Annotated in this window: 30 protein-coding genes; 4 read left to right on the top strand and 26 right to left on the bottom strand. The window is 42.6% G+C overall.

What is annotated here, in order from left to right; genetic code table 11:
- Positions 1 to 22: 22 nt before the first annotated feature.
- Genes DRED_RS06015 through tatA form a run of 3 tightly spaced genes read right to left on the bottom strand, consistent with a single transcriptional unit; the run spans position 23 to position 4224 of the window.
- A complete protein-coding gene (locus DRED_RS06015) occupies positions 23 to 832 on the bottom strand; it encodes a 4Fe-4S dicluster domain-containing protein (protein ID WP_011877476.1) in 810 nt (269 codons plus the stop codon).
- Positions 833 to 3931: a formate dehydrogenase-N subunit alpha gene (gene fdnG, locus DRED_RS06010; protein WP_156779606.1), complete on the bottom strand. Its 3099-nt coding sequence runs from the start codon at positions 3929 to 3931 to the stop codon at positions 833 to 835.
- A 47-nt stretch (positions 3932 to 3978) separates the two neighbouring features.
- On the bottom strand, positions 3979 to 4224 hold the full coding sequence (gene tatA / locus DRED_RS06000; protein ID WP_011877473.1) for a twin-arginine translocase TatA/TatE family subunit: 246 nt from the start codon (positions 4222 to 4224) through the stop codon (positions 3979 to 3981).
- 416 nt (positions 4225 to 4640) lie between these two features.
- On the opposite strand from tatA, the gene mobA reads away from it, so the two are divergent.
- Positions 4641 to 5228, top strand: a complete 588-nt coding sequence (gene mobA / locus DRED_RS05995; RefSeq protein WP_011877472.1) for a molybdenum cofactor guanylyltransferase — start codon at positions 4641 to 4643, stop codon at positions 5226 to 5228.
- A gap of 130 nt (positions 5229 to 5358) precedes the next feature.
- Here the strand turns inward: mobA and DRED_RS05990 are convergent, their stop codons facing one another.
- From DRED_RS05990 to DRED_RS19005, 13 genes are all read right to left on the bottom strand, one after another.
- Entirely contained in the window at positions 5359 to 6888 is a 1530-nt protein-coding gene (locus DRED_RS05990) for a spore germination protein (RefSeq protein WP_011877471.1), read from the bottom strand.
- Positions 6870 to 7448, bottom strand: coding sequence for a stage V sporulation protein SpoVABEA (gene spoVAEA / locus DRED_RS05985; protein ID WP_011877470.1), 579 nt, complete (start codon positions 7446 to 7448; stop codon positions 6870 to 6872). Before spoVAEA ends, DRED_RS05990 begins: the two co-directional genes overlap by 19 nt.
- Positions 7449 to 7457: 9 nt before the next feature.
- Positions 7458 to 7811 (bottom strand): stage V sporulation protein AE, encoded by a 354-nt coding sequence (gene spoVAE, locus DRED_RS05980; protein WP_011877469.1) that lies wholly within the window; start codon positions 7809 to 7811, stop codon positions 7458 to 7460.
- A gap of 12 nt (positions 7812 to 7823) precedes the next feature.
- Complete coding sequence (gene spoVAD / locus DRED_RS05975) at positions 7824 to 8834, bottom strand: stage V sporulation protein AD (protein WP_041274493.1); 1011 nt, start codon at positions 8832 to 8834, stop codon at positions 7824 to 7826.
- Positions 8835 to 8850: 16 nt separating this feature from the next.
- Positions 8851 to 9306 (bottom strand): stage V sporulation protein AC, encoded by a 456-nt coding sequence (gene spoVAC / locus DRED_RS05970; RefSeq protein ID WP_011877467.1) that lies wholly within the window; start codon positions 9304 to 9306, stop codon positions 8851 to 8853.
- 167 nt (positions 9307 to 9473) lie between these two features.
- Positions 9474 to 10256: an RNA polymerase sporulation sigma factor SigF gene (gene sigF / locus DRED_RS05965; protein WP_011877466.1), complete on the bottom strand. Its 783-nt coding sequence runs from the start codon at positions 10254 to 10256 to the stop codon at positions 9474 to 9476.
- Between the two features lie 16 nt (positions 10257 to 10272).
- Positions 10273 to 10719 carry an anti-sigma F factor gene (gene spoIIAB / locus DRED_RS05960; RefSeq protein ID WP_011877465.1) on the bottom strand — a complete coding sequence of 149 codons (447 nt, stop codon included), beginning with the start codon at positions 10717 to 10719 and terminating at the stop codon, positions 10273 to 10275.
- Positions 10720 to 10732: 13 nt separating this feature from the next.
- Positions 10733 to 11071, bottom strand: a complete 339-nt coding sequence (gene spoIIAA / locus DRED_RS05955; protein WP_011877464.1) for an anti-sigma F factor antagonist — start codon at positions 11069 to 11071, stop codon at positions 10733 to 10735.
- A gap of 142 nt (positions 11072 to 11213) precedes the next feature.
- Positions 11214 to 12425, bottom strand: coding sequence for a D-alanyl-D-alanine carboxypeptidase family protein (locus DRED_RS05950; protein WP_011877463.1), 1212 nt, complete (start codon positions 12423 to 12425; stop codon positions 11214 to 11216).
- 130 nt (positions 12426 to 12555) lie between these two features.
- Complete coding sequence (locus DRED_RS05945) at positions 12556 to 13872, bottom strand: pyrimidine-nucleoside phosphorylase (RefSeq protein ID WP_011877462.1); 1317 nt, start codon at positions 13870 to 13872, stop codon at positions 12556 to 12558.
- 17 nt (positions 13873 to 13889) lie between these two features.
- Positions 13890 to 15083 carry a phosphopentomutase gene (locus DRED_RS05940; RefSeq protein ID WP_011877461.1) on the bottom strand — a complete coding sequence of 398 codons (1194 nt, stop codon included), beginning with the start codon at positions 15081 to 15083 and terminating at the stop codon, positions 13890 to 13892.
- Positions 15084 to 15105: 22 nt separating this feature from the next.
- On the bottom strand, positions 15106 to 15996 hold the full coding sequence (xerD, locus tag DRED_RS05935; protein WP_011877460.1) for a site-specific tyrosine recombinase XerD: 891 nt from the start codon (positions 15994 to 15996) through the stop codon (positions 15106 to 15108).
- 39 nt (positions 15997 to 16035) lie between these two features.
- On the bottom strand, positions 16036 to 16332 hold the full coding sequence (locus DRED_RS19005; RefSeq protein WP_011877459.1) for a hypothetical protein: 297 nt from the start codon (positions 16330 to 16332) through the stop codon (positions 16036 to 16038).
- A gap of 147 nt (positions 16333 to 16479) precedes the next feature.
- On the opposite strand from DRED_RS19005, the gene DRED_RS05925 reads away from it, so the two are divergent.
- Positions 16480 to 16710, top strand: a complete 231-nt coding sequence (locus DRED_RS05925; RefSeq protein ID WP_041274492.1) for a hypothetical protein — start codon at positions 16480 to 16482, stop codon at positions 16708 to 16710.
- 108 nt (positions 16711 to 16818) lie between these two features.
- Positions 16819 to 17274, top strand: coding sequence for a DUF441 domain-containing protein (locus tag DRED_RS05920; protein ID WP_011877458.1), 456 nt, complete (start codon positions 16819 to 16821; stop codon positions 17272 to 17274).
- 46 nt (positions 17275 to 17320) lie between these two features.
- On the opposite strand, the gene DRED_RS05915 is transcribed toward DRED_RS05920, so the two are convergent.
- From DRED_RS05915 to DRED_RS05905, 3 genes are all read right to left on the bottom strand, one after another.
- Positions 17321 to 17611, bottom strand: a complete 291-nt coding sequence (locus tag DRED_RS05915; RefSeq protein WP_011877457.1) for an alpha/beta-type small acid-soluble spore protein — start codon at positions 17609 to 17611, stop codon at positions 17321 to 17323.
- Between the two features lie 121 nt (positions 17612 to 17732).
- Positions 17733 to 18365 (bottom strand): stage II sporulation protein M, encoded by a 633-nt coding sequence (gene spoIIM, locus DRED_RS05910; RefSeq protein ID WP_011877456.1) that lies wholly within the window; start codon positions 18363 to 18365, stop codon positions 17733 to 17735.
- A 120-nt stretch (positions 18366 to 18485) separates the two neighbouring features.
- Positions 18486 to 19154: a hypothetical protein gene (locus DRED_RS05905; RefSeq protein ID WP_011877455.1), complete on the bottom strand. Its 669-nt coding sequence runs from the start codon at positions 19152 to 19154 to the stop codon at positions 18486 to 18488.
- 94 nt (positions 19155 to 19248) lie between these two features.
- Between DRED_RS05905 and DRED_RS19515 the strand changes: the two genes are divergently transcribed.
- The gene (locus tag DRED_RS19515) at positions 19249 to 19380 is read left to right on the top strand and encodes a hypothetical protein (protein WP_274376906.1); all 132 of its coding nucleotides are present in this window, start codon (positions 19249 to 19251) and stop codon (positions 19378 to 19380) included.
- Here the strand turns inward: DRED_RS19515 and DRED_RS05900 are convergent.
- From DRED_RS05900 to DRED_RS18625, 7 genes are all read right to left on the bottom strand, one after another.
- Positions 19372 to 20457 (bottom strand): DUF3866 family protein, encoded by a 1086-nt coding sequence (locus tag DRED_RS05900; protein ID WP_011877454.1) that lies wholly within the window; start codon positions 20455 to 20457, stop codon positions 19372 to 19374. The genes DRED_RS19515 and DRED_RS05900 overlap by 9 nt on opposite strands.
- Positions 20458 to 20633: 176 nt before the next feature.
- Complete coding sequence (locus tag DRED_RS05895) at positions 20634 to 21767, bottom strand: M20/M25/M40 family metallo-hydrolase (protein ID WP_011877453.1); 1134 nt, start codon at positions 21765 to 21767, stop codon at positions 20634 to 20636.
- 130 nt (positions 21768 to 21897) lie between these two features.
- Positions 21898 to 22734: a hypothetical protein gene (locus tag DRED_RS05890; protein ID WP_011877452.1), complete on the bottom strand. Its 837-nt coding sequence runs from the start codon at positions 22732 to 22734 to the stop codon at positions 21898 to 21900.
- Between the two features lie 104 nt (positions 22735 to 22838).
- Positions 22839 to 23549, bottom strand: a complete 711-nt coding sequence (locus DRED_RS05885; RefSeq protein WP_011877451.1) for a glycosyltransferase family 2 protein — start codon at positions 23547 to 23549, stop codon at positions 22839 to 22841.
- Positions 23515 to 24435, bottom strand: coding sequence for a copper transporter (locus DRED_RS05880; protein ID WP_011877450.1), 921 nt, complete (start codon positions 24433 to 24435; stop codon positions 23515 to 23517). The genes DRED_RS05885 and DRED_RS05880 overlap by 35 nt, the downstream gene beginning before the upstream one ends.
- A gap of 11 nt (positions 24436 to 24446) precedes the next feature.
- Positions 24447 to 25568, bottom strand: a complete 1122-nt coding sequence (gene steA / locus DRED_RS05875; RefSeq protein ID WP_011877449.1) for a putative cytokinetic ring protein SteA — start codon at positions 25566 to 25568, stop codon at positions 24447 to 24449.
- 609 nt (positions 25569 to 26177) lie between these two features.
- A complete protein-coding gene (locus tag DRED_RS18625) occupies positions 26178 to 26345 on the bottom strand; it encodes a hypothetical protein (RefSeq protein ID WP_156779605.1) in 168 nt (55 codons plus the stop codon).
- Positions 26346 to 26463: the final 118 nt, after the last annotated feature.

Genomic DNA, 26463 nt, shown 5'->3' with positions numbered 1-26463 from the left:
TTAGTTCCTCTCTTTTCCGCACCTACATGTGAACATTTTTATCGCCTTCCGAAGCAATTTGTTCACGTCGCTTGGTATAGTGGTACAAGACAGTTAATAAAGTTCCCCACCCCATAGCAATAATAGGTGTCCACTTTAGGAAGTTGTGGGAATACTCTGGCAACGGCTTGATACCCAAGTTTGGACGGAAACCAAAGGTTTCGAAGGGTACGTCGGAGATGTAGAGCCAGGAAGTACCGCCGGCTTCTTTTTCCCCCATAACCTTTTTTAAATACTTAGGATTACTATTAATACGGCTCCAAGCCTCTTTTAGCAGTTCATCCCTCTCACCGAATTTCAGTGCGCCGGTGGGGCAGGTGTCAACACAGGCCGGAGCTAACCCACGACCCAAGCGGTCATATTTCCCCTCGGGGTCAAAACAAAACTGGCACTTTGCTACTAATGGAAATTGTTTATCCCATTGATATTTAGGAATATCAAAGGGACAGGCCAACATGCAGTAACGACAACCCACACAAAGGTGCGGGTAATATAGCACTGCACCTGTCTTCGGGTCCCTTTGCAGCGCCTTGGCAAAGCAGGCAGAGGCACAGGCTGGGTGTTCACAATGCATACATTGTCGCTTGGCCCCCCGAATAATATAGTCTCTATCCCTTTCTATTACTTCCATTTTAACAGTGGTGTAGGTATAGCCATCCATATCCGGCGGACTGGTCAAACCATTTGCAAAGGCGGGATTGCTAGCAGGTAGATCGTTCCACTGCTTGCAGGCAACCTGACAAGATTTACAGCCCATGCAACGAGTTATGTCAACTAATACGCCCTTTGCCATTTAAAACACCCCCCTGCCGGCTTTTTTAATATTAACTACAAAAGCCTTGTATTCCGGAATACTGGTATTGGGATCTCCAACACTGGGGGTTAAATCATTGGCTGTAGCACCGGAGGTAACACCTTGGTAACCAAAGCACCAGGGCATACCAACTACTTCTAATTCTTTACCGTCTACCCGTAAAGGCAGGCAAACCGGGTTCACAGCTGCTTTACAAGTAATTTGGGCCCTTGGCGTCTCAACAATCACATCATCACCCATCTTTACACCCAATTTCTGGGCTAACTTAGGTGATATATTTACAAACATATGGGCAGATGCTTCTGCTAGGGTAGGACAGTTCCGAGTTACCGCACCACTCTGGTAGTGTTCAACAACCCGATGGGTGGTTGCAATAATTGGGTACTTATCATTGGCAGCACCTGCAACTTTCTCAAAGTCACCCTTAAACTTAACAAAGATTGGATTGTTCTGTTGTTTAGACATGATATTTCTAACGGGACTTTCCACTGGTTCATAATGCTCCGGCATAGGTGCATCTATCACACCTTTTACGGCAAAGAGACGACCATGTCCTTCATCTAACATAATGAAGGGGTTTGCTGCAGATTTTTCCGGAGGTATGACTTCTGGCAAACCTAGGGGGTCTGCCCCGGGCTTAGTAATACCAAAGTCCGGTACATCATAGGTCACCCACTTACTGGCCAACGCATCCCATTTAATAATCGTCTTCTCTGCATGCCAAGGATTCCCTTTAGCATCCATAGAACAGCGGTTATACACAATACGACGGTTGGCAGGCCATGAGAAGGCAAACTGGGGATAAAGCCCTAAACCAGTAGGATCCTTTTTGATGCGTCTCTTAGCAGCTGGAACCTTAGCATCTTTGTCCTCAAACCAGAACCCAGCATATACCCAGTTACCACAGGCTGTTGAGCCGTCATCTTGCAACTTGGCGAAACTAGGCAAAGTCTTACCACTACCTACTTCATAACCATTAATTTCAACATTAATCTTATCTATATTAGGCTCATCGTGGCCGGGTTGATCATAGTTCCATACCATATTCATAATAGCATCGGGGAATTTACCACCACTCTGGTATTCCTTCTTCACTGCCTTAAACAGTTTATCGGCAATCCACAGATCGCTCTTGGCCTCACCCGGCGGGTTAACTGCCTTGTAGCGGAACTGAGCCCAACGACCACTGTTGACAACCGTTCCTTCTTTTTCATAGGACATGGCTGCCGGCAAAAAGAATACCTCTGTATTAATCTTTGTGGGATCTGCCTCGGGACGATGCCAAAAGGCTGCAGTTTCGGTTTCAAACAAATCAACCGCTACCAGCCAATCTAATTTTTCCATGGCCTTACGTTCTTGATAAGCTGAAGGCCCACCCACAGCAGGATTCTGCCCCCAGGCAAACATTCCCTTAACGGTACCCTTGGATAATTCATCAAATATACCCATATGGGTACGATTTTTACCATCATGTTTGGGTACAAAATCATAACCAAAATCATTTTCTTTGGTTGCTTTACCGCCATACCAAGCCTTTAATAAGCTAACAAGGAATTTTCCCTTATTAGACCAATAACCAGTTTTAGGTACTTCCTTCTCTAAATAGTCTTTTAAAGTATTATGTTTACCGGCATAAATCATCCCAATATAACCCGGCAACAGGTGATTGAGCATCGCCATGTCCGTGGAACCCTGAACATTGGATTCCCCACGCTGGGCATTTACGCCACCGCCTGGTATCCCAATGTTACCCAATAAAAGTTGCAGAACACAAAGGGCGCGAGCATTCTGAGAACCATGTGTATGCTGGGTTATTCCCATGGCATAGATAACATTACCAGCTTTACCAGGCTTACCGGTAGTACTGTATATTTCACATACCTTTTTAAACTGATCTTCTGGTACCCCTGTGATACGTGAAACAGTTTTGATATCGTAACGACTTACATGTCTCTTTAGTATTTGGAAGACACAATGGGGATCTTGCAAAGTAGGATCTTTTTTAATGTCTTCTCCTTCTTTCTGATATTGCCAAGAGGTGGTATCATAGCTGGCCTTACCATCCTTCATGTTAAACCCGGAGAACACACCATCTTTAAATTTAAAATCTGGGTTAATTAAATAACTAGCATTCGTATAGCTAATAACATATTCCTTATGATACAGTTCATTCTCAATAACGTATTTCATGATTCCGTTAATAAAAGCAATATCGGTACCTGGACGGTGTCGCACAAAAAGGTCTGCCATGCTGGCTGACTTGGTAAGTCTTGGATCAGCAACTATTAACTTGGCACCTCTGGTATCTCTAGCCTTCAAAATCCACCGCATGGCCTGCGGGTGGGTTTCTGCTGAGTTGGAACCGATCATTAAGAAAACATCACTATTTTTATAGTCCACAAAGTGGTTAGTCATCACCCCACGTCCGAAAGAAGCAGCCAGACCGGCTACTGTGGGACTATGTCATATACGGGCATGGTGTTCGATATTGATCAAACCCCAAGATCTAAACATTTTGTGTAGTAGGTAGTTTTCTTCGTTATCTAACGAAGCACTACCAAAGGTAGCAATACCAGTGGCACGGTTTACCCGAATGCCTTTTTCATCTTTCTCCACAAAGGATTCGTCCCGAGTTTTTTTCACCCGCTTGGCAATTTCTGTCAAAGCCCAATCCCAGCTCTTCTCTTCCCATTTAGTACTGCCAGGTGCACGATAAAGGGGCTTTAATATCCTTTGCTTGTTTATAACCCGGCCTTTCTTTTTCATGACAACATTATAGACGTCAATAATACCGGAGCCCTTGGCACATAAAGTACCTTCATTGATGGGATGATCCGGATCTCCTTCACAGAAGATAAGCTGATTTTGATCATTGGTGTAAAGTAAAATACCGCAGCCACAGCCACAGTAGGCACACACTGTATAGGTTTCTTTTACTTTTCTAATTTTGGAGGGTAAATTCCCGCCTGTAATTTTAGTGTCGGACTGGGAGGCCATGGCAGGATTGGCCATTAAGGCCAATCCTGCTGTACCAAGTCCAATATTTTTTAGAAAATCGCGCCTGCTTATTTTTTTCATATAACTTTAACCTCCTCGGTTTTAACCGGGATTCTCTCTATAATAGTTTACTGTTTTTCTTCTTCCTTAGCCTGAGCAATTTTTTCTTTTTTCTCTGCCTGCTCTAGGCTGGCTGAAGTAGCCCTTCTAAATTCACTTACGGTTTTTCCCATGGCTTTGCCTACTTCAGGTAGCTTGCCTGGACCAAAAATTATTAGCACCACAATCAAAATAAGTACCAGATGAGTTGGTTGAAAAATTCCCTCGAAGAAGATGTTCACTCCCCTTTCTATTTGTAGTCTTTCCTGGGACAAGGTCTTAAACCATCTCCCAATTTATCATTGAGTCCTCTCTTGTCCATTATGCCAAAGAACTCATATGCTTTGCAACATTAACCCTATATCACTATCAGAAAATTTCATAAACTTGTAATATATGGTTAAATATAACCAAATTACCTTTATTAGGATAAAAAATTAAGTTATTAAAAAACAGCCCCTCCTTTCCAAAATTATTTAGTACACGTATAATAATATTATATTTTCAAGACAATTAAAAATACTAGTTTATCCATAGCCTGGTTTTTCAGGGCTTTTTTGCACACTATAATAGCGGTTCTTAATTTATCGTAATATTTATGCTATTATGGATATTTTTCACGAGTAAAATTATTTATAAGAGGCTGTATGTGTATTAATAAAAATCTCACAAAAGAAAGATGTGAATCCTTTTGGACAAAAAATGTCCTTATTCTGCGGTAATTTTAGCAGGTGGCAGCAGTAGTCGTATGAAAACAAACAAAGCACTGCTGGAGTTCCATGGCAGATCAATTATTCAAACTATAATTGATAAATTGCAACTTTTTTTTCAACAAATCATTATTATTTCTAACCAACCAGATCAATACTCTCACTTTAACCTACCTATATATTGTGATATTATTCTCAATAGGGGTCCCCTTTCCGGTATTCATAGTGGACTGAAAAATATTACTACAAATGGTGCTTTTTTCGTGGCCTGCGATATGCCCTTCGTGAACCCCCAGCTTGCCCAGGAACTGACGTCCAATCTCAGTTATTATCAGGCTGTGGTCCCCCGACAGGGTGAATATTTGCAACCCTTGTACGCAGCTTATCGGAAAGACTGTATTCAGGCAGTGGAACAGGCTTTACAAATAGAACGACCACGAATTAAATCCTTTTATGATCTTGTCCAGGTAAACTATTTTGATATATACAAACGCCCTCAATACAACTGGGATAAAATATTTTTTAATGTCAATACACCAGAAGAATATCAAATAGCTCAAAAACTCTAAAGCCCCGCAGCTATGCAGGGCTTTAGAGTTTTTTGATAAACTTCTCTAGTAGGAATTTCATGATCTCGTGTCACTCTAGATAATGAAATCCTTCTTTGCCTACTTTTTCAACAGGCTAAAAAATTAATAGTTACTGATCATTTTTATTACCCTTTTCTGGTTTACGAGCGGGTTCAGATACTGCTTGTCGGATAGGATCCTGGGGCTTAAAGATTGATGGTCTTGTATTCCGTATATCCACAGGTGTACGAACCAGCACTGACATCATTTCTTTGTAATTAAAGGGTACTAAGGGCCACATGTATGGAACACCCACGGATTTTGTACTTATTAGATAAACTAAGACTAACAGCGAACCTATCAGCAATCCGGGTAGACGGAAGGCAGCTGTGGTCAACAGCAGGAACAATCTTACCAATCTTACTGCCCAACTGAGTTCATAACTGGGAATCATAAAGGAGGCCACCGCTGCCATGGCCGTATACATTACCACCTCTGCATTGAAAAGTCCCACACTGATGGCCACGTCTCCCACCAATAAAGCTGCTATGATACCTGTGGAGGTTGCCAAGGGACTAGGCGTATGTACAGTGGCCAGTCTGATCATATCAATGGCCAATTCAGCCAGTAAAAACTGACCAATAAGGGGTATTTTCCCTGGTTCGTTGGGCCCAATAAACTTTAATGCCGGTGGCAACAGCTCCGGTTGGATGGCAAAAAGGAACCACACTGGCAACAGGAATAAGGCAGCCAGCACACCTAGATAACGAACCCATCGGATGTATACGCCAACCGGCGGTCCCTCCCGGTACTCCTCCGCTGACTGAAGATGATCCCACAGGGTACAAGGTGCGATAATAACACTAGGTGACGTGTCCACCATAATCAAGACTCTGCCCTCCAGCAGGTGTGTTACAGCTACATCGGGACGCTCAGTAAACCGTACTTTAGGGAATAGGTGCCCATACTTCCCGGGCTCTATCAATTCCTCAATGGCCTTTTCCGCCATGGGAATGCCATCAATTTTTACTTTCTGTAGATTCTCCTTAATCCTTTTAACCATATCCGGATTGGCAATGTCCTCTATGTATGAAATAACAACATCGGTCTTTGAGCGGGTGCCCACCTGCATAACTTCATTCCTCAGTCGTGGGTCCCTTAAGCGACGCCTGATCAATAATGTATTCATTAATAGGGTTTCCACAAAACCGTCCCGGGGTCCGCGAACCACCTTTTCCAGATCGGGTTCCTGGGGAGAACGGGAAGGGTACATCCTTAAGTCAATAATCAGTGCCTGTTCTTCACCCTCAATTAATAAGGCAAGGGGTCCACTTAAGACTTGATCAATAATTTTTTCCAGATCATTGACTGTCTCTACTTGAATGTGATTAATGTGTTCGTTAAAAAGTTTTTTAAGGCTGCCGGGAGAAACCTCTGGTCTCTTTAGTTCATCTAGGTTACGCAAAATGAGAGACATTACGTCATCTTTTACAAAGCCGTTGACGAAATAAATGGCAATTTCTTTACCCGCTACATTAAATCTCCTCAACACAATATCAAAACTTTTTCCATGACCCATAACAGTATTGAGGTAGGCAATATTTCTTTCCAAGTTTGATGATACCTTTGGTGCTTCCTTTTCTACGGCTGTCGCTCCCATTGATAACCACTCCTTTCTATAATTTCTAGTAATGCCTGGGTCGTTATAGGCGCCCCATAATGGTAATCATCGGCTCCGTACATTTTACCAATGTCCCCGATACCAACAACTACCGGAACATCAAGATCGTTTAGTATCTCCACGGTATCTCCTTGGAGCTCCTTTCGCTTGGTGGTTCTGCCAAATTTATTCACAGGACCCTTAACCACTGCTCCAGAATCGGTTATCGATACATCAACCCTGGCACCGTCACAGCAGCTACTATTGGATGCCACAGCCAATACTCCCAAAATATTAATATCAGGGCTATTATATACTTCCATCATGGCCTTTTCTCCTAAGCCTTGACCTTCAGCTCCTTTATCATCAAACATCACAATAACCGGATCGTGGGCAGCAGATTTTATTAAGTCCACCATTTTTTTCCCGCTTAATCGAGTGGGATTACCGGCTGACATGGAGATACAACGGGCCCCTACATTTTTAGCGGCTATCTCTAGGGTACGCCGGGCAATTTGATCTCCATCTGTAACCAAAATCACATTTCTCTTCTGATTCATTTAAACCACCTATCCCTTGGGTTTAAAAATCAGGGCAGCCAGATAACCGAACAATACCGCTGCAGTTATCCCTCCCGAAGCAGCACTTAAAGCACCTTTAAAAACACCCAGTATCCCTGAATTTTGTGCCTCTTTTATAGCCCCCTGGGCTAAAAGATGTCCAAAACCTGTTAAGGGGACAGTGGCTCCTGCTCCGGCAAAATCAACTAGAGGCTGGTAAAGACCCAGAGCACTAACAATTACTCCAACAGTAACAAAGCCCACTAAAATATGGCCTGGGGTAATTTTATAACTGGTCAAATCCATGAGAAGTTGCCCGATTAAGCAAATGGCACCCCCAACTAGGAAAGCTTTGAGCAGCATCCTCTTACCCCCTTAATTTTCTAAGGCAACTGCATGGGCAATACCAGGAATGGTTTCACCCTGTTGGCAACTACATGGAGACAATAAGGCACCTGTACCAATACCCAAAAAAGTCTTAATCCATCCCTCTTTCATTCCATTTAAAATATAACCACAGGTCACAACAGCTGAGCAGGCACAACCGCTTCCCCCCGCATGGGTGTCTTGGCTTTCATCAAAGACCAACACACCGCAATCTACATAAGTATCCGAAAGTTTAACGGCCTGTTCCTCGGCAAGCCTGACCACCAGTTCCCTGCCGTATTTGCCTAAATCTCCTGAGGCTATTAGGCTATAGTCTGCGGTTGTCCGTCCTGTATCAGAAAGATGTCTTAGCAATGTATCCGCAGCGGCCGGAGCCATGGCAGCCCCCATATCACTTGCATCTCCTTCACCAAAGTCAATCACTCTGCCCACAGTAGCATGAGTTATCCTTGGCCCTTCTCCCTGAGCTGCCAATACTATGGCTCCCGCTCCGGTTACTGTCCATTGAGCAGACATGGCCCGTTGTACACCCTGTTCGATGGGAAAGCGGAACTGTCTCTCTGCTGTGGCATAATGACTAGAAGCGCCCACTAATACATACCTGGCATATCCTCCGTCGATCAACATACTACCCAAGATCAAGCTTTCATACAGGGTTGAACAAGCTCCGTATAATCCTAGGAAGGGTATACCAAGATTCCTAGCTGTAAAATTGGTAGCAATAATTTGGTTTGATAGGTCACCTGCTAATAAGTAGTCAATTTTATCTGATGTTAATGATGCTTTGTTGATAGCCAATTCCAAGGTTTCTTGAAAAATTTTTTGTTCTGCCTTCTCCCAAGTCTTTTCTCCGTAGTACATATCTTCTAAGGTTTTATCAAAGGTTTTCTTCAGTGGCCCCTCCGCTTCTTTCGGTCCTGCCATACAGGCTGAAGCAACAATTACTGGTGGCTTGCTAAAAACAACGGTCTGTAGACCTTGTTTTTTTAATGCACCTATCCTTCAACACCCCCAATTAAGTTGAAAAAATATATGCAGCCAGACCCACCAGCCATGCGGAAACAATGCCATAAACAAGCACAGGCCCTGCTATGGTGAATAGTCTTGCCCCTACACCGAAAACCATTCCTTCGCCACGATATTCCATGGCCGGAGCAACCATTGAATTGGCAAAACCTGTAATTGGTACGATGGTTCCTGCCCCTGCGTACTTGGCAATTTCATCATATACGCCCAAGCCAGTTAAGAGAGCCGCCAAAAAAACCAATACGGCTGATGTTGCAAAGCCAACATCCTGTGCTTCTAACCCCTGAGCACTAAAATAATTCATGATAATTTGTCCCAGGGCACAAACAAGGCCGCCAACCAAAAAAGCCATAACCCCATTTTTAAGTACAGTGGGCTTTGGTTTAACCTGCATCACTAAATCCTTATATTTTTTCTTAATCTTCAAAGGGTCTAAGGAATTCATTTGGTTGTCATTTCACACCACCTTCTGCCTTTTAGGAAAATGAAGGTATTTTGCTTATTCACATTAGGTATTATGTGTTTTAATTCATCTTTTATGCCTTGCTACAAAGTTAATTCAGAACCTTTGGCTACCCATAATAAATAAAAATTCGGTCACTCGGACCGAATTTAACTACCTGTTTGGTGCATTAATTCTTTAAGTTTTCTTAGGGCTTGTCTTTCCAACCGAGACACTTGGACCTGTGAAAGACCTAGGCGTAACGCTACTTCAGACTGTGTTTTATCCTCAAAAAATCTCCACAACAATATCTGCCGATCCCTTTCAGGAAGTTGAATTAATATCTGCTTCACTGCTAGTTTTTCCAACCATGGTGCGTCTCCCTCATCCTCACCACTAAGTTGATCCAGAATATAGATCGGATCCCCGTCATCCTGATGCAATGTTTCGTAAATAGAGGTGGGCATTTGTGCTGCCTCCAGAGCATTGACAACTTCTTCCCGGCTGTAGCTAAGTTCTTCGGCAATCTCATTAATGGATGGTTCCCTACCCAGTCGGGCTGTCAGACGGTCCCTGGTTTGCTGAATTTTGTAGGCTGTTTCCTTAAGGGAACGGCTTACCTTTACGGGACTATCATCCCTTAGAAAACGTCTTATTTCACCTACAATCATGGGTACAGCGTAGGTAGAGAATTTAACATCATAACTTAAATCAAATTTATCGATGGCCTTCATCAGACCAATACACCCAATTTGAAACAAATCCTCCAATTCGTATCCCCTGTTGCTAAACCTTTGCACCAGGTTAAAGACCAGTTTTAAATTACAGTTTACCAACCTCTCCCTAGCCTCGCTATTACCAGACTGAGCTTTTTTAAGTAGCCCTCTCATTTCTTTATCGCCCAGCAAGGGGAAGCGGGGGAGATTCATTTCTAGGAGTCTTGAGGAACTCATGGGCATCCCGCCTTTGTTAGTTGGCCCGCACCCGGGCACCACGCATACCAATTTGTTTAAACATCGTCACAGTAGTACCTTTTCCCGGTGTTGAGTCCACCTGCATACGATCACTGAAGGATTGCATAAATACAAAGCCAAGGCCCATTCTTTCCGGATCTGTGGAATAAGCCGGCTGCATAGCAAGATTAATATCGGCAATACCAACGCCCTCATCCGATACTTGAATCTCCAATCCTTCTTTATAGATATTTGCCGTTACTAGAACTTTTTTATCCTGTTGATTTCGATAGCCATGTAAGATCGAATTTCCCACAGCTTCCGAGACTGCTACTTTTATTTCTTCAAGCTCTGGTAGTGTGCATTCCAATTGTGAGGCAAAGGCGGCTATGGCCACCCGGGCAAATCCTACATTCTCAGGTATACTGGTAAATTCAATTGAGCAGCTATTTAGTAACTTCATCAATACCACTCCTTTAAACTATCTTAGCCAGAGCCAAGTTTTCATCGGGATATTCTTCCATAATCTGCATCAGTCCTGAGAGTTCTAGTATTCTTCGAACCTGGGGCTGTGCTCCAACCAGAATCACCTTACCTCCTATATGTACTAGACGTTTATAACGTCCCAATATGACCCCCAGTCCAGAACTATCAACAAAAGTTACTCGGGATATATTTAGGATAAGATACTTTATTCTTTTTTCGATTAACTGATTATCTAAAGCTTTACGCAATTTATCTGCTATACCCAGGTCTAGCTCTCCGACCAAGCGAACCAACAAAGTTTCTTGTTGCTGTTCTATATCCAAATGCATTACGCAGTCTCCCCTTCCTAATATTTGGTTATATTTACCAACTTTCTACCTAGTATAGGATTATTCCTTCTAATTTTTTCCAAAATGAATGTCGAAAAGCAGTCGCTTAAGTATCTTTGCAACTGCTTTTCATGCTATAACTTTACTCCATACTGTACACACGATCCAGCATATTATTTAAAAGTTTGAACGGAGAAGCTTTCTTAATATCCTGTGCTACAATTAAGTCCACCTTTAATACTTCCTTACCATCTTTACTCACAACGTATTGACCAATGATTTGTCCCTTTTTTATAGGTGCAACCACTTTTTCTGGCAAATTTATGGTTCCTTTTACTGTTTTTTCCTGTCCTTTGGGAACGACTAAACCCACGGGGTCTTTGGTAATTACCTTAACCTTCTCCATCATACCCTTCTCAACCTTTATTTCTTTTACAACCTGGCCGGCTTCTGCCATGTCCACAGCTTTGTATCGAGCAAAACCATAGTTAAATATCTTAATGGTTTCTTGAAAATGAGTTCTCGGCATGGGACAACCTAATACCACAGAAACCAGCCTTAAACTATCCCGTTTGGCAGAAGCAGCTAAGCAGTAACTTGCTTCATTTGTCCAGCCTGTCTTACCGGCATCTGCCCCTGCATACCATTTTAATAACTTGTTGGTATTCCATAGCTTAAAATCCCCGCCACGCAGATCATACTCATAGATGGATGAAACTTCTCTGAACAGGGGATAGCGCAAACACTCTCTCAAAACCTGTGCCATATCATAGGCAGATGTATAATGATTCTCAATGGGTAAACCGGTTGGATTGGAGAAATGTGTATTTTTTAGGCCCATCTTCTTTGCCTTTTCATTCATCATAGAAACAAAGGCTTCTTGGGACCCTGCAATGAATTCCGCCATGGCTACACTGGCATCATTGGCTGATCCTGTGGCAATGGAAATTAACATTTCCTTTGCGGTCATTTCTTCACCAGGTTCCAAGAAAATTTGGGATCCTCCCATGCTACATGCATGTTCGCTGGCTACAACTTTGTCGCTCATTTTGATTCTTTCCTGGGATTCAGCTTCACAAATAAGCAACATAGTCATTAATTTCGTAACACTGGCCATAGGTCTTGCAACATGCATATCTTTGTCATATAAAACTTGACCAGAACTATAATCCAGCAATACTGCCGTTTCCGCAGTGGTTTCTAATTGGGCAGATGATGATTTTTCACCTATACCATTTGGTTTTGCCTTCTGTCCTTGATCTGCTGGTTCTGCAAAGGCCATTGCTATACTGAATGATAAAGCAAAAATCAGGCAGATCGATGTTGTACCAATGATTTTTAATATCCCTTTCATTACCTTTCCCCCTTCATGTCACTGATCATTACTCCTATTATTGTTAACTTTTGACCTGGTAATATGCTGTAAAATGCAGAGGGAGTTTTTGGCAAAGAAAAAGAGGTACAAAAAATGTACCTCAACTCCTTTATATACTTTCCTTCGTTACCTTACCCAGTAAAATTTCCTTGGCCACGACTGGTTCCCTTTGTAAAACATAGGCCTTCCTTAGCAGGTCTGCAACCTTGGCAATTTCCTTGTTTTCATTAACATGTAAATCAGCGATAACCTCACCTTTCTTTACATAATCACCGACCTTTTTCTTTAAGACCACACCCACACCTAGGTCGATCACCGATTCCTTAGTGGCCCTGCCAGCCCCCAGCCACATGGCAACGACGCCAACCTGCTCAGACTGTATTTCCCTTACATATCCCTCTATATCTGATATCACAGGATATACACTAGAGGCCCCCGGTAATCGATCGGGATTCTCCACAACTTCAGGATCACCGCCCTGGGCCTCAATAAGCTCCTTAAATTTATTGAGGGCGCCACCATTACTTAAGAGCTCTTCTAATTTTCTGCGGGCTACTAACTCATCCTCTGCTATGCCAGCCAGTTTTAGCATCTCGGTGCCCAGATAAATGCATAGCTCCCGTAAATCAGCCGGCCCGTTGCCCCTTAGGGTTTCGATGGCTTCTTTTACCTCCAACGCATTGCCAATGGCAAAACCCAAGGGTTGATCCATGTCGGTAACCAGGGCCACCGTTTGCCGCCCTACGCTGGTGCCAATTTCCACCATAGTTCTGGCTAAGGAAAAGGCATCCTCTGAGTTTTTCATGAATGCACCACTGCCCACCTTAACATCCAATACGATGGCATCCGCCCCGGCGGCTATCTTTTTACTCATGACCGAGGCAGCAATAAAGGGAATACTGTCCACAGTGGCCGTAACATCCCGTAATGCATAGAGTTTCTTATCTGCCGGAGCTAAATGACCGGTTTGGGCCACAACGGCCAATTTTACTCGTTTTACCTGTTGCAAAAAATTTTGGTTATCCATGGTTACTTGGAAGCCTGGAATGGATTCCAGTTTATCAATGGTGCCTCCGGTATGTCCCAAGCCCCGACCGGACATCTTAGCCACCGGTATGCCCGCAGCCGCAACCAAGGGTCCGAGAATTAACGTAACTTTATCCCCAACGCCACCTGTACTATGCTTATCGACCTTTATGCCGGGAATCGATGAAAGGTCCGCCTGATCACCGGATCTAGCCATGGACATAGTTAAATCTCCCGTTTCCCTGGGGGTTAGTCCCTGGAAAAAGGCTGCCATTAGAAAGGCTGCCGCTTGATAGTCCGGTACTTCTCCCTTGGTATAACCCTGAATAAAAAATTCTATTTCTTCCGAGGTAAGTTCCAAGCCCCGTCTTTTTTTCAGGATAATGTCCACCATTCGCATACAGAGTACCTTCTTTCTTAATCCTTAGGGTTATTAAGTATTTCTGGTACAAAACTTATTCCCGTTTTGAGGTTTACACCAAAGAAATCAGCCAAGGATGCAGCTACATCACTGAAAGAAGTTCTTGTTCCTAAATTTACGCCACCTTTAACAGGTTCTCCGTAAACAAGCAAGGGTACATACTCCCTGCTATGATCCGTACTTGTGGTGGTTGGATCACAGCCGTGATCCGCTGTAATGATTAAGACCTCCTCCGGTAACATGGCTTCCATAATTTCCGGTAGTCTGCGATCAAAGGCCTCCAGTGCCCTGGCATAGCCCGCAGGGTCATTACGGTGACCATAAAGGGAATCATATTCCACCAGATTGGCAAAAATTAATCCTTCCTGGGTATCCTTCATAAACTTAATGGTTTTATCAACACCATCCATATTGTCTTTGGTTTTAATGGTGTCGGATATGCCTACTCCGGCAAAAATATCATATATTTTCCCCACTCCCATGGTCTTGATCCCTGCTTCTTGCAAGATGGTCAAAATATTAGGGACCGGGGGAGGTACAGCATAGTCATGGCGATTGGCAGTACGTTGAAAAGAGCCGGGTTTTCCCACAAAGGGTCGGGCGATAACTCTGCCTACCTTATGCTCACCATCTAACATTTGGCGTGCAATTTCACATATCCGATAAAGTTCTTCCAGTGGAATTACATCCTCATGGGCAGCAATTTGAAATACACTATCCGCCGATGTATAAACAATGGGGCAACCGGTGTCCATATGCTGCTTACCCAATTCTTCAATAATTTGCGTACCAGAGGCCACAACATTCCCCAGTATTTTTCGGCCAATTCTATTTTCAAACTTATCAATGATTTCTTTAGGAAAACCCTGGGGATAAGTTCGAAAGGGTTTTTCTAAAATGATGCCGGCCAGTTCCCAATGACCAGTGGTTGTATCCTTGCCCATGGATCTCTCTGCCATTTTGCCGTATGCGGCCAAAGGGTTTGTCATGGGTTCAACACCCTGAAGGGGATGGATGTGACCTAAGCCCAACTTAGCAAGGTTGGGGAGATTTAATCCCTGCACTGCTTTAGCAACATTGGCCAGTGTATTACTACCCTTATCTCCATAATCAGCTGCATCAGGGAGTTCTCCAATGCCAACACTATCTAAAACGATTAACGAAACTCTTCGTACTTTCCTCTCAGTCAACTGGATCACCTCTTGGAATTTATCAAGCTCTGGGATGAGCCTTTGTGTAGACTTCCCTAAGTCTTAATTTTGTTAAATGGGTATAGATTTGTGTGGTAGATATATCTGCATGTCCCAACATTTCCTGTACAGCCCTTAGATCCGCCCCGTTTTCTAAAAGGTGCGTGGCAAAGGAGTGTCTTAGGGTATGGGGTGTTATGGGCTTATTTATTCTTCCTTCTTTTGCATATTTTTTAATGATCTTCCAAAACCCTTGGCGGGTTAACCTTTTACCTTGTACATTTACAAAAAGTGCCTGATGCTCGGTCTTTCCCTTGGTTAGTTTGACCCTGGATCTCTCCAAGTATTCCCGGATGTACCTGATTGCAACGGAACCCAGGGGTATAATTCGTTCTTTGGCGCCTTTTCCAAAACATTTTATATAACCCATGTCCAGCTCAACATCTGGGAGATTCAGAGAAACCATTTCTGAGACCCGAATCCCAGTGGCATAAATTAATTCCAGCATTGCTTTATCTCTTAACCCTGCGGGGTCCGACAATTGAGGCTGGCATAAAAGATTTTCTACTTCTTCTGTGGAAAGCACATGGGGTAATCTTTGCTTCAATTTTGGTGATTCTAAACTAACGGTATAATCTTCGGAAACTGCCCCATCTGACACCAGGAAACGATAGAAATGTTTTAGCGCTGCCAAATGTCGAGAAATTGTTGCAGGTGCCTTCCCATCCTTTTGCAACTTGTACAAATGAGATAAAATATGATTTCGATCTGCCTGTGTCAGAGAGGAAACTCCCTGTTTTTTTAAATGATCTAGATATTGGCTGAGGTCTATTCGGTAGGAGGCTAAGGTATTTTGGGCAAGACCCCTCTCAACTGCCAGGTAATGGATAAATTCGTCCAACCAGCGCTCCATTTTCCTCCTCCTTAACATAAAAAATAGTCCACTTTGGGACTATTTCAACAAAATCCATATAATTCCTTTTTTATTTTTTTCATAAATATATTTTAACAATTGCTCAAAGATCTTTTCCAAACCCCGATGCTCTTGGTCTCCCTCACAAGCTTTGCTAACCGGAGCCATCACTTTCATGGGATTACCACTGGGGATCTTTTCCTCGCTGTGGAATCCGGCCTTTTTCAACATTCCTGCCATTTGCACCAATAGAATAGTCAGTATGGTTAAAACCAGGGCAAATCTCATAGCTTTTAATATTTTTTGTTTTACCCTGGCAATAAGAAAAATCCGCATTGTCTTCCCTCCAATCCATGACCTATTATGTTAAAACCAAAATATGCTTGAGAATTATTTTTTAGACTATACACTTTGGACAATCACAAAATGCAGAAATAAGCCATATCCTGGTATTAGAAAATTCTATTGCCGGGGAGGTGCCCTATGGATCAAGAGCAATCGCGTTTTTTGGACCCCCAAAGTCCCTATACTTTATTTTTAATTCTAATCTTATTGATTCTTAGTTCGGAAAAAGATCTTGAGAGTCATCTGGAACAGGCAAGAACTTTTATTTTAGAGACTAAACGCTCCCTCGAAAGTATTCGCGGAGGATTTGATATTATGCAAGCCAACCTAATGTCTTTTCGAACTCATTTAATGAGCATAGACAAATAATCGGAATGACCCTTTCTGTAGGGTCGTTCTTATTTTTTAAGCATATGACATGATTACTAAGGCATAGGATTTTTAGAGTGGATAAATAAGGTGGGAGGTGGTAGACGCATGCAACGAGCCAATATTATTTTACTTTCTCTTATATTAATGGGTTATCTTGCAGAATCTGCGTTGCTGGCTACCGCAGGCTGCATCTTATTAGTCATGCGACTTAGTAAGTTAAATCGTCTAATGTTCCTTTTAGAACGGCGAGGGTTAGAGGTTGGCCTAATATTTTTAATGTTATCAGTTTTGGTACCTTTGGCCCACGATAATATTGTGTACAAGGAATTAGTAATGAAGACCCTTTCTCCCCAGGGCTTACTGGCCTTAATAGGTGGCACACTGGCAACTCATATGAATGGAGAGGGTTTAAAATTACTTAAATTAGATCCCCAACTTATTTTTGGTATGGTGATAGGATCCCTCATCGGTATAGTATTTCTGGGCGGCATTCCCATTGGTCCCTTGATGGCAGCTGGGTTAACTGCATTATTTCTGGAAGTAATTTATTGGTTTAAATAAAATAAGGCCTAACCTGTAACGGCTGAAGCCTTATTTTGTTAGGTTATTATTCTGTTATTAAATACCTGTTTTTATAATGCCAAGCTAATACTGCCTCAGCAAAGGCTACCATCTTCTTAGTCATACCCCCGCCCACTTCACCGTTACGGCGGCTGGGTAATTCCCCTTTATCAATCTTATCATAATCCGGCATCCCCAGTTCTGCAGCCATTTCGTTTCTAAATTCTGCTAAAGCTGGTTTGACATAGGGAACTAATTCCTTAGGAACTAAGCCTGAAAAAGCTGTACTTCTAATAAGATCATACGGCACATCTCGCTGGGTCAACTCCTTCGACATGTCGTTTCCCTCCTAAAAAGTTCTGCTTTTATAAAGAAATTAGCATTCCCCTTGTTCAATGATATTATGTCCATTGATGATTTAAGTTATGTTAATTATATTTTTCTTAATATGAAACATTTTACGAATTTATAAAATTTGCGGCGGCCTTTATTAAATCTGGGGTAATAAATGCTTCTACCAGTCCAGCAGCAGCTACTATGCTACAGACAATCATCATTAAAACATGATAGCCAACTAACCCCGGCATTACAGGTAATCTTGAATTGGAAAATCTTTTTATAAGTAACCATGAAAAAGATAATGCTGCCACACTGGCTAAAAAAATGGCCGGTATAAGTAGAATGTTTTGCGGTACCACAGAGGTTAAAGCAAGAACAATCCCTTCACTTGCCCTTTGGCGGGTAAGAAAAGTAAAGGTAAACCCCAAAGAATAACCCCGGGCAAATAAAAGAGCCAAAATGGCCGGGGTCCCAACCACTGTTAGCCCAAGAAAGTAAATAATCCCAATAAACAATAAATTATTAAGGATTGTATTTTTTACAACCAGAGGTCGATCTACAATTACGCTGCCGGCCTTACTTATAAAGTTATCCAGATATTCCGTAAGCTGTCCAAATGTCTCATCCTGCATTGCATGTACACCCAAGCTGCCAAAGCCAATTCCTGCCATTAACGTAATAAGAGCCAGTAAATAAATTGGCCAACTGTCCCGTAAGGAAGATCTGCATAGTTTTTTGAATGCATTTGCCAAGGGATCACCCCGCCCATATCCATTCTGTTGGAGATTTCTGTACATATCTATGCGGATCTATCTGGTAAATAGTACAGGTAGATCAATAAACCCTGGCTATCATAGCCAGGGTTTGTATTCTTATAGCGTTAAAAAGCCTTCTTCCACAATCATCTTCATAATATATTCTGCGGCCAGCACATCTTCCAGGGAATTAGCACTGGCTGCCACCACACAAATCCCTGTTTGATGTTGTGTGGCTGCTTCAATGGCCCTGCGGGCAGCCGCTCTGGCCGGAGCAGATCCCTTTTTTTTCATAGTTCGGGCAACAGTTCCGGTGATAACTGCAGGTGCACCGGCGGTAAAGGCCGCATCGTAGGCAACCCCTCCAGTCCCCGTGGCCGCTACCACAACTTTTCCTGCCAAGTCGCAAATTTTAGGTGTTTCTGCACCTAGGTTAGGGATAATTGATGTCACTTCTCCCCCTCCCTGTCGAACACCCTTCAGCAGTCGTGAAGCATTGTTAGCCCGATCATAATCTGTACCTACCCTAGGCTCCGTCACCAATATCACACTGCTTCCTGCGGCCAGTGCAAGCTGAGCTGCTCTTTGACCAATAGCCTCTGGATTAAGAGCTACTGGTGGTGCCGAAGTATCAGGACTTGCTCCCAGCACTGCCAGAGCCCCGCCATCAATGGCTGCTTCCAGGGTAGTGGACATATCAATAATATCCACCACCATCACCACCATCCCCTCCTGGGCGGCCTTTGCTGCCCCACTGGCATTGGCACTGAGGGTTAGTAATTTCATAAAGTACTCCCTTCAATTATTATCTATTTAATCTGGTTCATAAAGTCAGAGTGCTCTTCATATACTGTCCCATAACCAATAAGGAGGGACAAACATGTCACAACTTTATGTTTACTCAGACCGAATTTACTTCCTTTGCAAGGCGAGTGATTTATGTAAACTTATTCAGCAATATGCCAGACAGTATGGTACCGTAAAAAACTTGATTAATGCCAAATTAAACTAACATTTCCAGGTGAGCCATAAGATAAACACCCGCAGCTCCAGCTGCCAGGAAAAATTCCGGGTCTTGTTGTACGGACCGCCCCATGGTGGTAACCCTGATATTATATTCTTGCAGAGCTTCCAATGCCGGGCTAGCATCAACAATGGCAACATCATGCTTCTGGCTGATCCCACTGTCCTCCAACTGTTTAAACACCAATTCCATCTTTTCCGGTGCCAACTTTGGTAATACCACAGTGGACTTGGTTAAAGCAATTTTCCCCAGGGCTGTTTGTGTATGATGACTGATGCCCCGGTGCCTCTCCCGGTTATCTGCAAAACTAATTCTGGGGATGGTAAGTGGTTTGCCGCCAAGAATATTTACTGCGTTTACGATCTCACCCTGTTCAACTCCTGTAAAACCATAGCGGGAGCCGCTACCAACAATTCCAGGCCCCATGGCCACAAGGATCACATCGGCCTTCGCCACCGCTCTACAGGCTAAAAGCCCGGTATAAATATTAATTGCTTCAAAATCTCCACCAAAGGCATGTCCACAGGTAATAGTTTTATCAATTAGCCCCTTATTTTTAAGCTCCGTAACCATTCTAGATAAACCTATGGGAACAGCGGCACCGTCTGTCATCAAGTAAGCAACCTTTAATGAAGCCTTGCTTAACTTTTTTATGGCAGCAGCCACCGGGGCCAGCATACTATGGAGAGTACCTATAATTACAGGGGTTCCCGCCAGAGATTCCACCTGATTCATAGTCTCCGCATAGGGACTCTCCTGTTCTTCCACCGAGATTACCTTTACTTGACAAGGGCTATAGCGTAGTTTCATAATATGTCCCTCTTGCGAAACATCGTGCCCCGAACCAGACAGGTTTCCCATAACAAAATGAACACCCCCGGTGCCCAATTTTTTATACACAGCGGTGGTATTTAAAAGAACCTCGTCACCTGTTTCCACTGGCCCAGTGAGGTCATCATAATTTACGGCCCTTTGGTTTTCACCCTCCACTGAAACGAGAAACTCAGTAATCCCTTGTCTACGCGAGGTAATCTCCTTAGCCACACCTCGGCGAATGCGAATCAAATCAAAGGCCTCCTTAAATTAAGCTTTATGTAAACTAATTAGTAAATCTCTATCCTAATTATTTACATAAAGCTTTATTCTTAAACTTAAAGGGAAAAATCTCTACAAACCACACTGGTTTTATTTTTTCTCTAGCTTCCTTTCAGTTTCTCTTAGAGAATTTTTTATTCCATTCATTAGGCCCCTATTTCTTGGGCTACCTTGATGATTTCCACCACATACTTGGCGTTTTCTACCAAATGTTCTTCGGTGATAAACTCTTCTGTTGTGTGGACCTTGGACATGCCAATGCCAAGGTTGGCACAGGCAATCCCCTGGCCATTAAAGACGTTGGCATCACTTCCACCACCAGTCTGCCCCAAGTGAGGTTTTATTTGGGCATTTTCTGCAGCCCTGAGGGCAATCTGCACTGGTAAAGAATCCTCAGCCAAATCAATGTTATCATATTGCTTCACCGGTTCTATATCTACACTGGCGCTAAATTTAGCAGCAGCTTTTTCAAATTCTTCTATCATGTGATCAATTTGTTCCTTTGCCTTTGCAGGGTTTATACTTCGTGCTTCTCCCTCCACAACCACTTTTTCAGGAACAATATTGGTGGCTACACCACCAGAAATAAACCCAATATTGGCAGTTGTCTCTTTGTCAATACGTCCAAGCTTTAGATTTGCAATGGCATTGGAGGCAACAACAATCGCATTAATACCATGTTCGGGAGCAATCCCTGCATGGGCTGCTTTTCCCTTTACCGCGGCTTTAAAGCTATACTGGGTAGGTGCCTTGATAATGATCTCCCCCGGAGATCCACCACTGTCTAAAACAAAACCCAGTTTTGCCTTTATTAGGGCATAGTCCAATCTTTTAGCCCCAACTAACCCCTTTTCTTCTGCTATGGTGAAGACCACTTGAATGCCTCCGTGCTTGATTTGCTTTTCTTCAATTACACGAAGGGCCTCTAGTATGGCTGCAATTCCTGCTTTATCATCGGAACCCAGGATCGTATCACCAGCAGAAGAAATGATCCCCTTTTCTCTTATCGGTTTAACACCTTTACCAGGCTTTACTGTATCCATATGAGCAGAGAACAATAAAAGAGGTCCCTTTCCTCCATTAGCTGGTAAGGTACCTATAATGTTCCCCGTTGTCTGGCCAACTTCAATGTGAGAACCGGCGTTATCTTCAACGACCTCAAGGCCCAGAACTGTAAGCTTATCCTTTAATAAATCAGCTATTTGACGTTCTGCACCAGACTCACTGTCCACCTGAACCATTTCCAAAAATTCATGAATAATTCGTTCTTTATTTACCAACAGGGTCACCTCCAAATTTTACTACTGCTGTCAACCAACTTAATACATGGGAGAGATAAAGTCAAGCCGGTAGACACAGAATTTGCTCTGTAATCCCCGGCTTGCTATTATACTTAAATTTACAGTAAGTTTACTGATTTCTTCCTAATTGGTCCAAATAATTGAGCGTTTTATTTTTTTCAATGATTTTTGTTAAACTGTACTTCTCTGTAAATAAATGAAAGGCTATTAAAAATACTAGGTAACTGACTTTAACCGTTTCCGGTAACACCAGTACAGAAGTTATGCCTATGGTGGCCCCCAGGGCATTGGAACCGGTATCGCCCATCATAGCTTTAGCCTTCAGGTCAGTAGGGAGGTAAGCTAACAAAGCACCCATTGTCATGACATACCAAACCAGATTAAAGGATGGCCAACCACCCAGAAACAGGAGGATGCCTCCTAATAAAAAACCCTTGCCAGCCCGACCTGGCCGAAGGTCCAATAAATTGATTGCATTGATAGAAAGGGCTATCACCAGAGTATTAAGGACAATATCTTGCCAGTGACTACTAATGGATACAGCTACAACCATAGACATGACGCCCCCGGCCGCCAGTTTTAACCCCCCGGTTGTTAATTCCCCCCGGAGCATCTTTTTAATATGTCCCTTTAGACCACTATCTGCCCGAGAACCAAAGATGTCATCGGTCATACCCAATAATGTCATAGAACCTAGGACGAATAAATAGAGCAAGGCACTGGGTTGGTACCTATCTGTATTTAGGAATAGTACAAAGCTTGTTGGTAAAAGGACGCTTATAAAAAACACAAGTCCTACTCCAACTGGAATAGCATCCCCTCGAAAATTTGCTCTAACATAGCCCGCCTCTGTAATCAGTTTCAAAATGCTTGGCAGGATTATTCTGGCCACCCCATAGGAGACCAGCAAAGAAACAATAAAATAAACATAAGTAAGTTGTGTCATGGTACACCTCAAGGACTTTAAAAACTTAGTTCCTTTCTATCACCGCATTGGTAGTCCTATCTATATTGCCTATGATGGTTAACTATACCCCATTCTAGCCAAATTTATTTTTGACAACCCTTGGCGCTGGTAAAACCATTAAAACCATATTGTACAAAACAGCCCGCCAGTACCCTGGCCACATGAACAAATTGTTTGCCACGGTGCATAAAACCCCTTAGGTCCCTGCCGGTTTCTGCGTGGGACATTTGTGTGGGGACCTCAAGAACTCGAAATCCTGCTCGGGCAACTTTAATGGTTAAGGCCACTTCAACACCATAACCCGAGGCAAAGGGAACAACTGTTTCCAACACCTGTCGGGTCATCACCCTCTGACCGGATAACGGAGCATTGCTTTCTAAGCCTGCATAATATCGGATACCGGATCGGGCCAGATTTTTTACCAGTCCAAAACCACCCTTTTTCTTGGCACGGGGAAATTGGGCAATGGTCATATCGGCAGTATTATGTAAAACCGGTAATATAAGAGCTCTAGCTTCACTGGAACTGCTTCCTAAATCGCCATCCAAAAGGGCCACTATATCACCGGAAGCCTTGGCTACCCCAGCGTTTAGTGCCCCTCCTTTTCCCATATTTTTAGATAATCTAATTACGGTAGCTCCTGTCTGTTCCGCCAGTTCAGCGGTGCCATCTGTGGATGCATCATCGATCACAAGAATTTCCGATACCTCCGGAATCCTTTGAACTCCTTTTATGGTATCGGAAATTCTATTGGCTTCATTATGGGCGGGTATTACCACTGACACTTTGGCCACTTCCTACACCTCCAGTTGTCTCAAAGGGTGGCAGTAACTGTTTGGCAGTGGGCTTAACCCCATAATGTCCTGGTTTCCCTGCAATAGCCATAACAAGCGCCAGTTGGCCTGGAACCGTTTCAACGTTATCCACCGTGCTGACCCTTTTCTTCTGATAGGACTTCATGTAAGAAAAGGTTACATTCGTTTCCTCAACTCCGAAAACAGGGAGTTTTTGTTGTAAAAAATAATCTATCATGGGATAATCCAAATTCTCTGTTTTAACGAGAGTTTGGTCCTGACTGCCACCGATGAATATTATACCGTCAATCGGTACACCATAGTCTCCGGACAACTCAAGCAAGTCCACCTGAGCCAAAGTATTTAGCATAGCCTGTTTTTCACCGGTTAAAATACCTCTGGCTGTTTCTGCTGCCAACAATTTGATAATTTTTTCATCTTCATTTTCTTTAAGATTCAATTCACTAATGATGCGGTCCTTGCGATTGGTTAATTCAAAACCATCTAAAACGGTTGTTACCGACTGTACAGTGGCACCTGCCATCGTTAGTGCATTAATTAAATCATCACGAAAGCCATAACTGTTGGTTTCTACAATGGCTAACCTTTTGCCAGATAACTTTCCAGCCACCAGCGGAGGTAACACCTGTTTCTCAAACTGTTTTTGTATATTGTTGTCTATTTCAAGATTATTGGCTCTGGCTTGTACAGCTTCATTCTTATCTCTTAGCTCTTCTAATTGAATTTCTAAGCGATCTGCCAGTTGCTTTTGACGCTCAACAATACCCTCATTTCCTAACACGGCACTACCTACCAAAATTCCTATGCCTAAGGCAATAAAAACAGCCACTAAGGAAGCAATGTGGTAGCGATAATCAATAATCAAAGGACTTCCTCCTAAATACCAAAGATTAAACGTACATTTAGTACCAGTAGCCGGAATAGCTCCCGGGTGGGAGGAGCCATTGCAATAACCACCACCAGTGGGACAAGCCCCGCCAGCAGTATTTGGCCAATGTATTTCATCTTAACGCGACTCTTATAGAGTTGACTAACCCCTTTTGCATCAACCAGAATATCGCCAACCTTTAGTCGAACCAGGAATGTACTGGCCATCCCTTTACGCCCTTTCTCCAAAAAATCTAACATATTGGAGTGGGTCCCTACAGCAACGATCAATTCAGTCCCCTTTTCATAGGCCAACATCATGGCTATATCTTCACTGGTACCCGGCGCCGGAAACACCTTAGCAGATAATCCCATGGCCTCAATTCTTTCCATGCCCGGTGCTCTGCCATCTGGATAGGCATGCACAACCAGCTCCGCACCACTACAGAGGGCTTTATCGGTGGTACTGTCCATATCTCCGATAATTAAATCAGGTGTATAGCCAAACTCCAGTAATGCATCAGCACCCCCATCGACACCGATTAATATGGGCTGAACTTCATCAATGTAAGATTTAATTGCATTTAAATCTTGTTTATAATTGTGTCCCCTTACAACAATTAAGGTATGCCTACCTTTAAAGGTTGTACCAACTTCTGGAATGCGTAACCCGCCACAAACAAAATCCACCTCGTTTTTGGCGTAGTCCAGTGTATTATGAATAAAACGGGATAAAACCCGATCCATACGGCTTCGGGATTGTTCCATGTGTTCTTTAACTTGCTGGAGAGTTAATATCATTCCATCTGCCAAGATTTGTCCACCCAGATAAACAACGTTTCCTCGTATCTCCAGTTCTACTCCATCTTGAATCTTTTCCATAACTTCTTTTCCAACATTGTCAATAATCGGTATACCAGCCTCGAGGAGTGTTATTGGACCTAGGTTAGGATAATCATCACTTAGTGAAGGTACAGCATTGACTACCGCTTTAACTTTAGCTGCAATTAAGGAGTCTGCTGCTACTTTATCCAATTCATGATGACATATCACAGCTATTTCATTTGCATGAATTCTTTTTGCTAGATCTTTTGTTCTTTTATCCACGCGGGCGATTGATCTTACATGCATTTGCACAAATCACCACCTTAACAACTTCATTCTAATGTTATAAAATCGTTAAGTCAAGTATACCCAATTTGATTTAATGTTATTTTTTACCAATTATTTTTTATTTAACTGATAAATATAATTATTTTTATAAGTTTTAAAATAGCTATTCTTTTGTAGCTTTTGCCAAATATTTTAAGAAACCTGTATCGAATTCCGTTGTATAAAACTACGGCTTAAGCATACCCGTTTAAGCCGTAGTTTGTTAATTATAGGTAAATAATTTTTTAAACCAATATAATATGGTTGACATAAAGCTTTAATAAGTTTATCCTATCCTAAATTCAATAGAAAGATTAGGATTTCATTGAGGGAGTGATGAAATGAATAATCCATCCTGTGATAATTGTAAATATCAAAGAAAGATCGTATTAAACAAAAGAGTACATCCAGCTTGTATTCTAGCAATCCCAGAAATTACAAAGAAGTGTACTTATGTAAGTGGTTACGAATTAATTCAACGCTATGGTCAAGAACGGGTCAACAAATTATTAAATAACTTTAAAGCAAATTGTCAAGAGTACATTGAGAAAGAGATTGAATACTAATAACACCGCTAATTTGGCGGTGTTATTTTAAATGTGAATATTCATTTACGTGTTGGTCTAGCTTAATCCCGGATTCCTTCGCCATTTTCTCTTGAATAAAATCAGAGGCAGTTGTTATCCCTGCCATATGAGTTTCATTCCTTTGGCTGCCTTTGCCTTTTTTATCCGTTGCTCCAACTTTCCTTACCATAAAAACCCCCCTAAAAAAAGATTTGACACCCGTAGTTTATACCAACATTAAAAATGTGATACTAAAATTAAGTCGGAAAGTTTTATTCTTTCTAATTGCTAAGAAAGCGATCGCATGA

This window comes from Desulforamulus reducens MI-1 (assembly GCF_000016165.1).
GTDB classification, from domain to species: Bacteria; Bacillota; Desulfotomaculia; order Desulfotomaculales; family Desulfotomaculaceae; genus Desulfotomaculum; species Desulfotomaculum reducens.
This window is presented reverse-complemented; position numbering and strand designations above follow the sequence as displayed.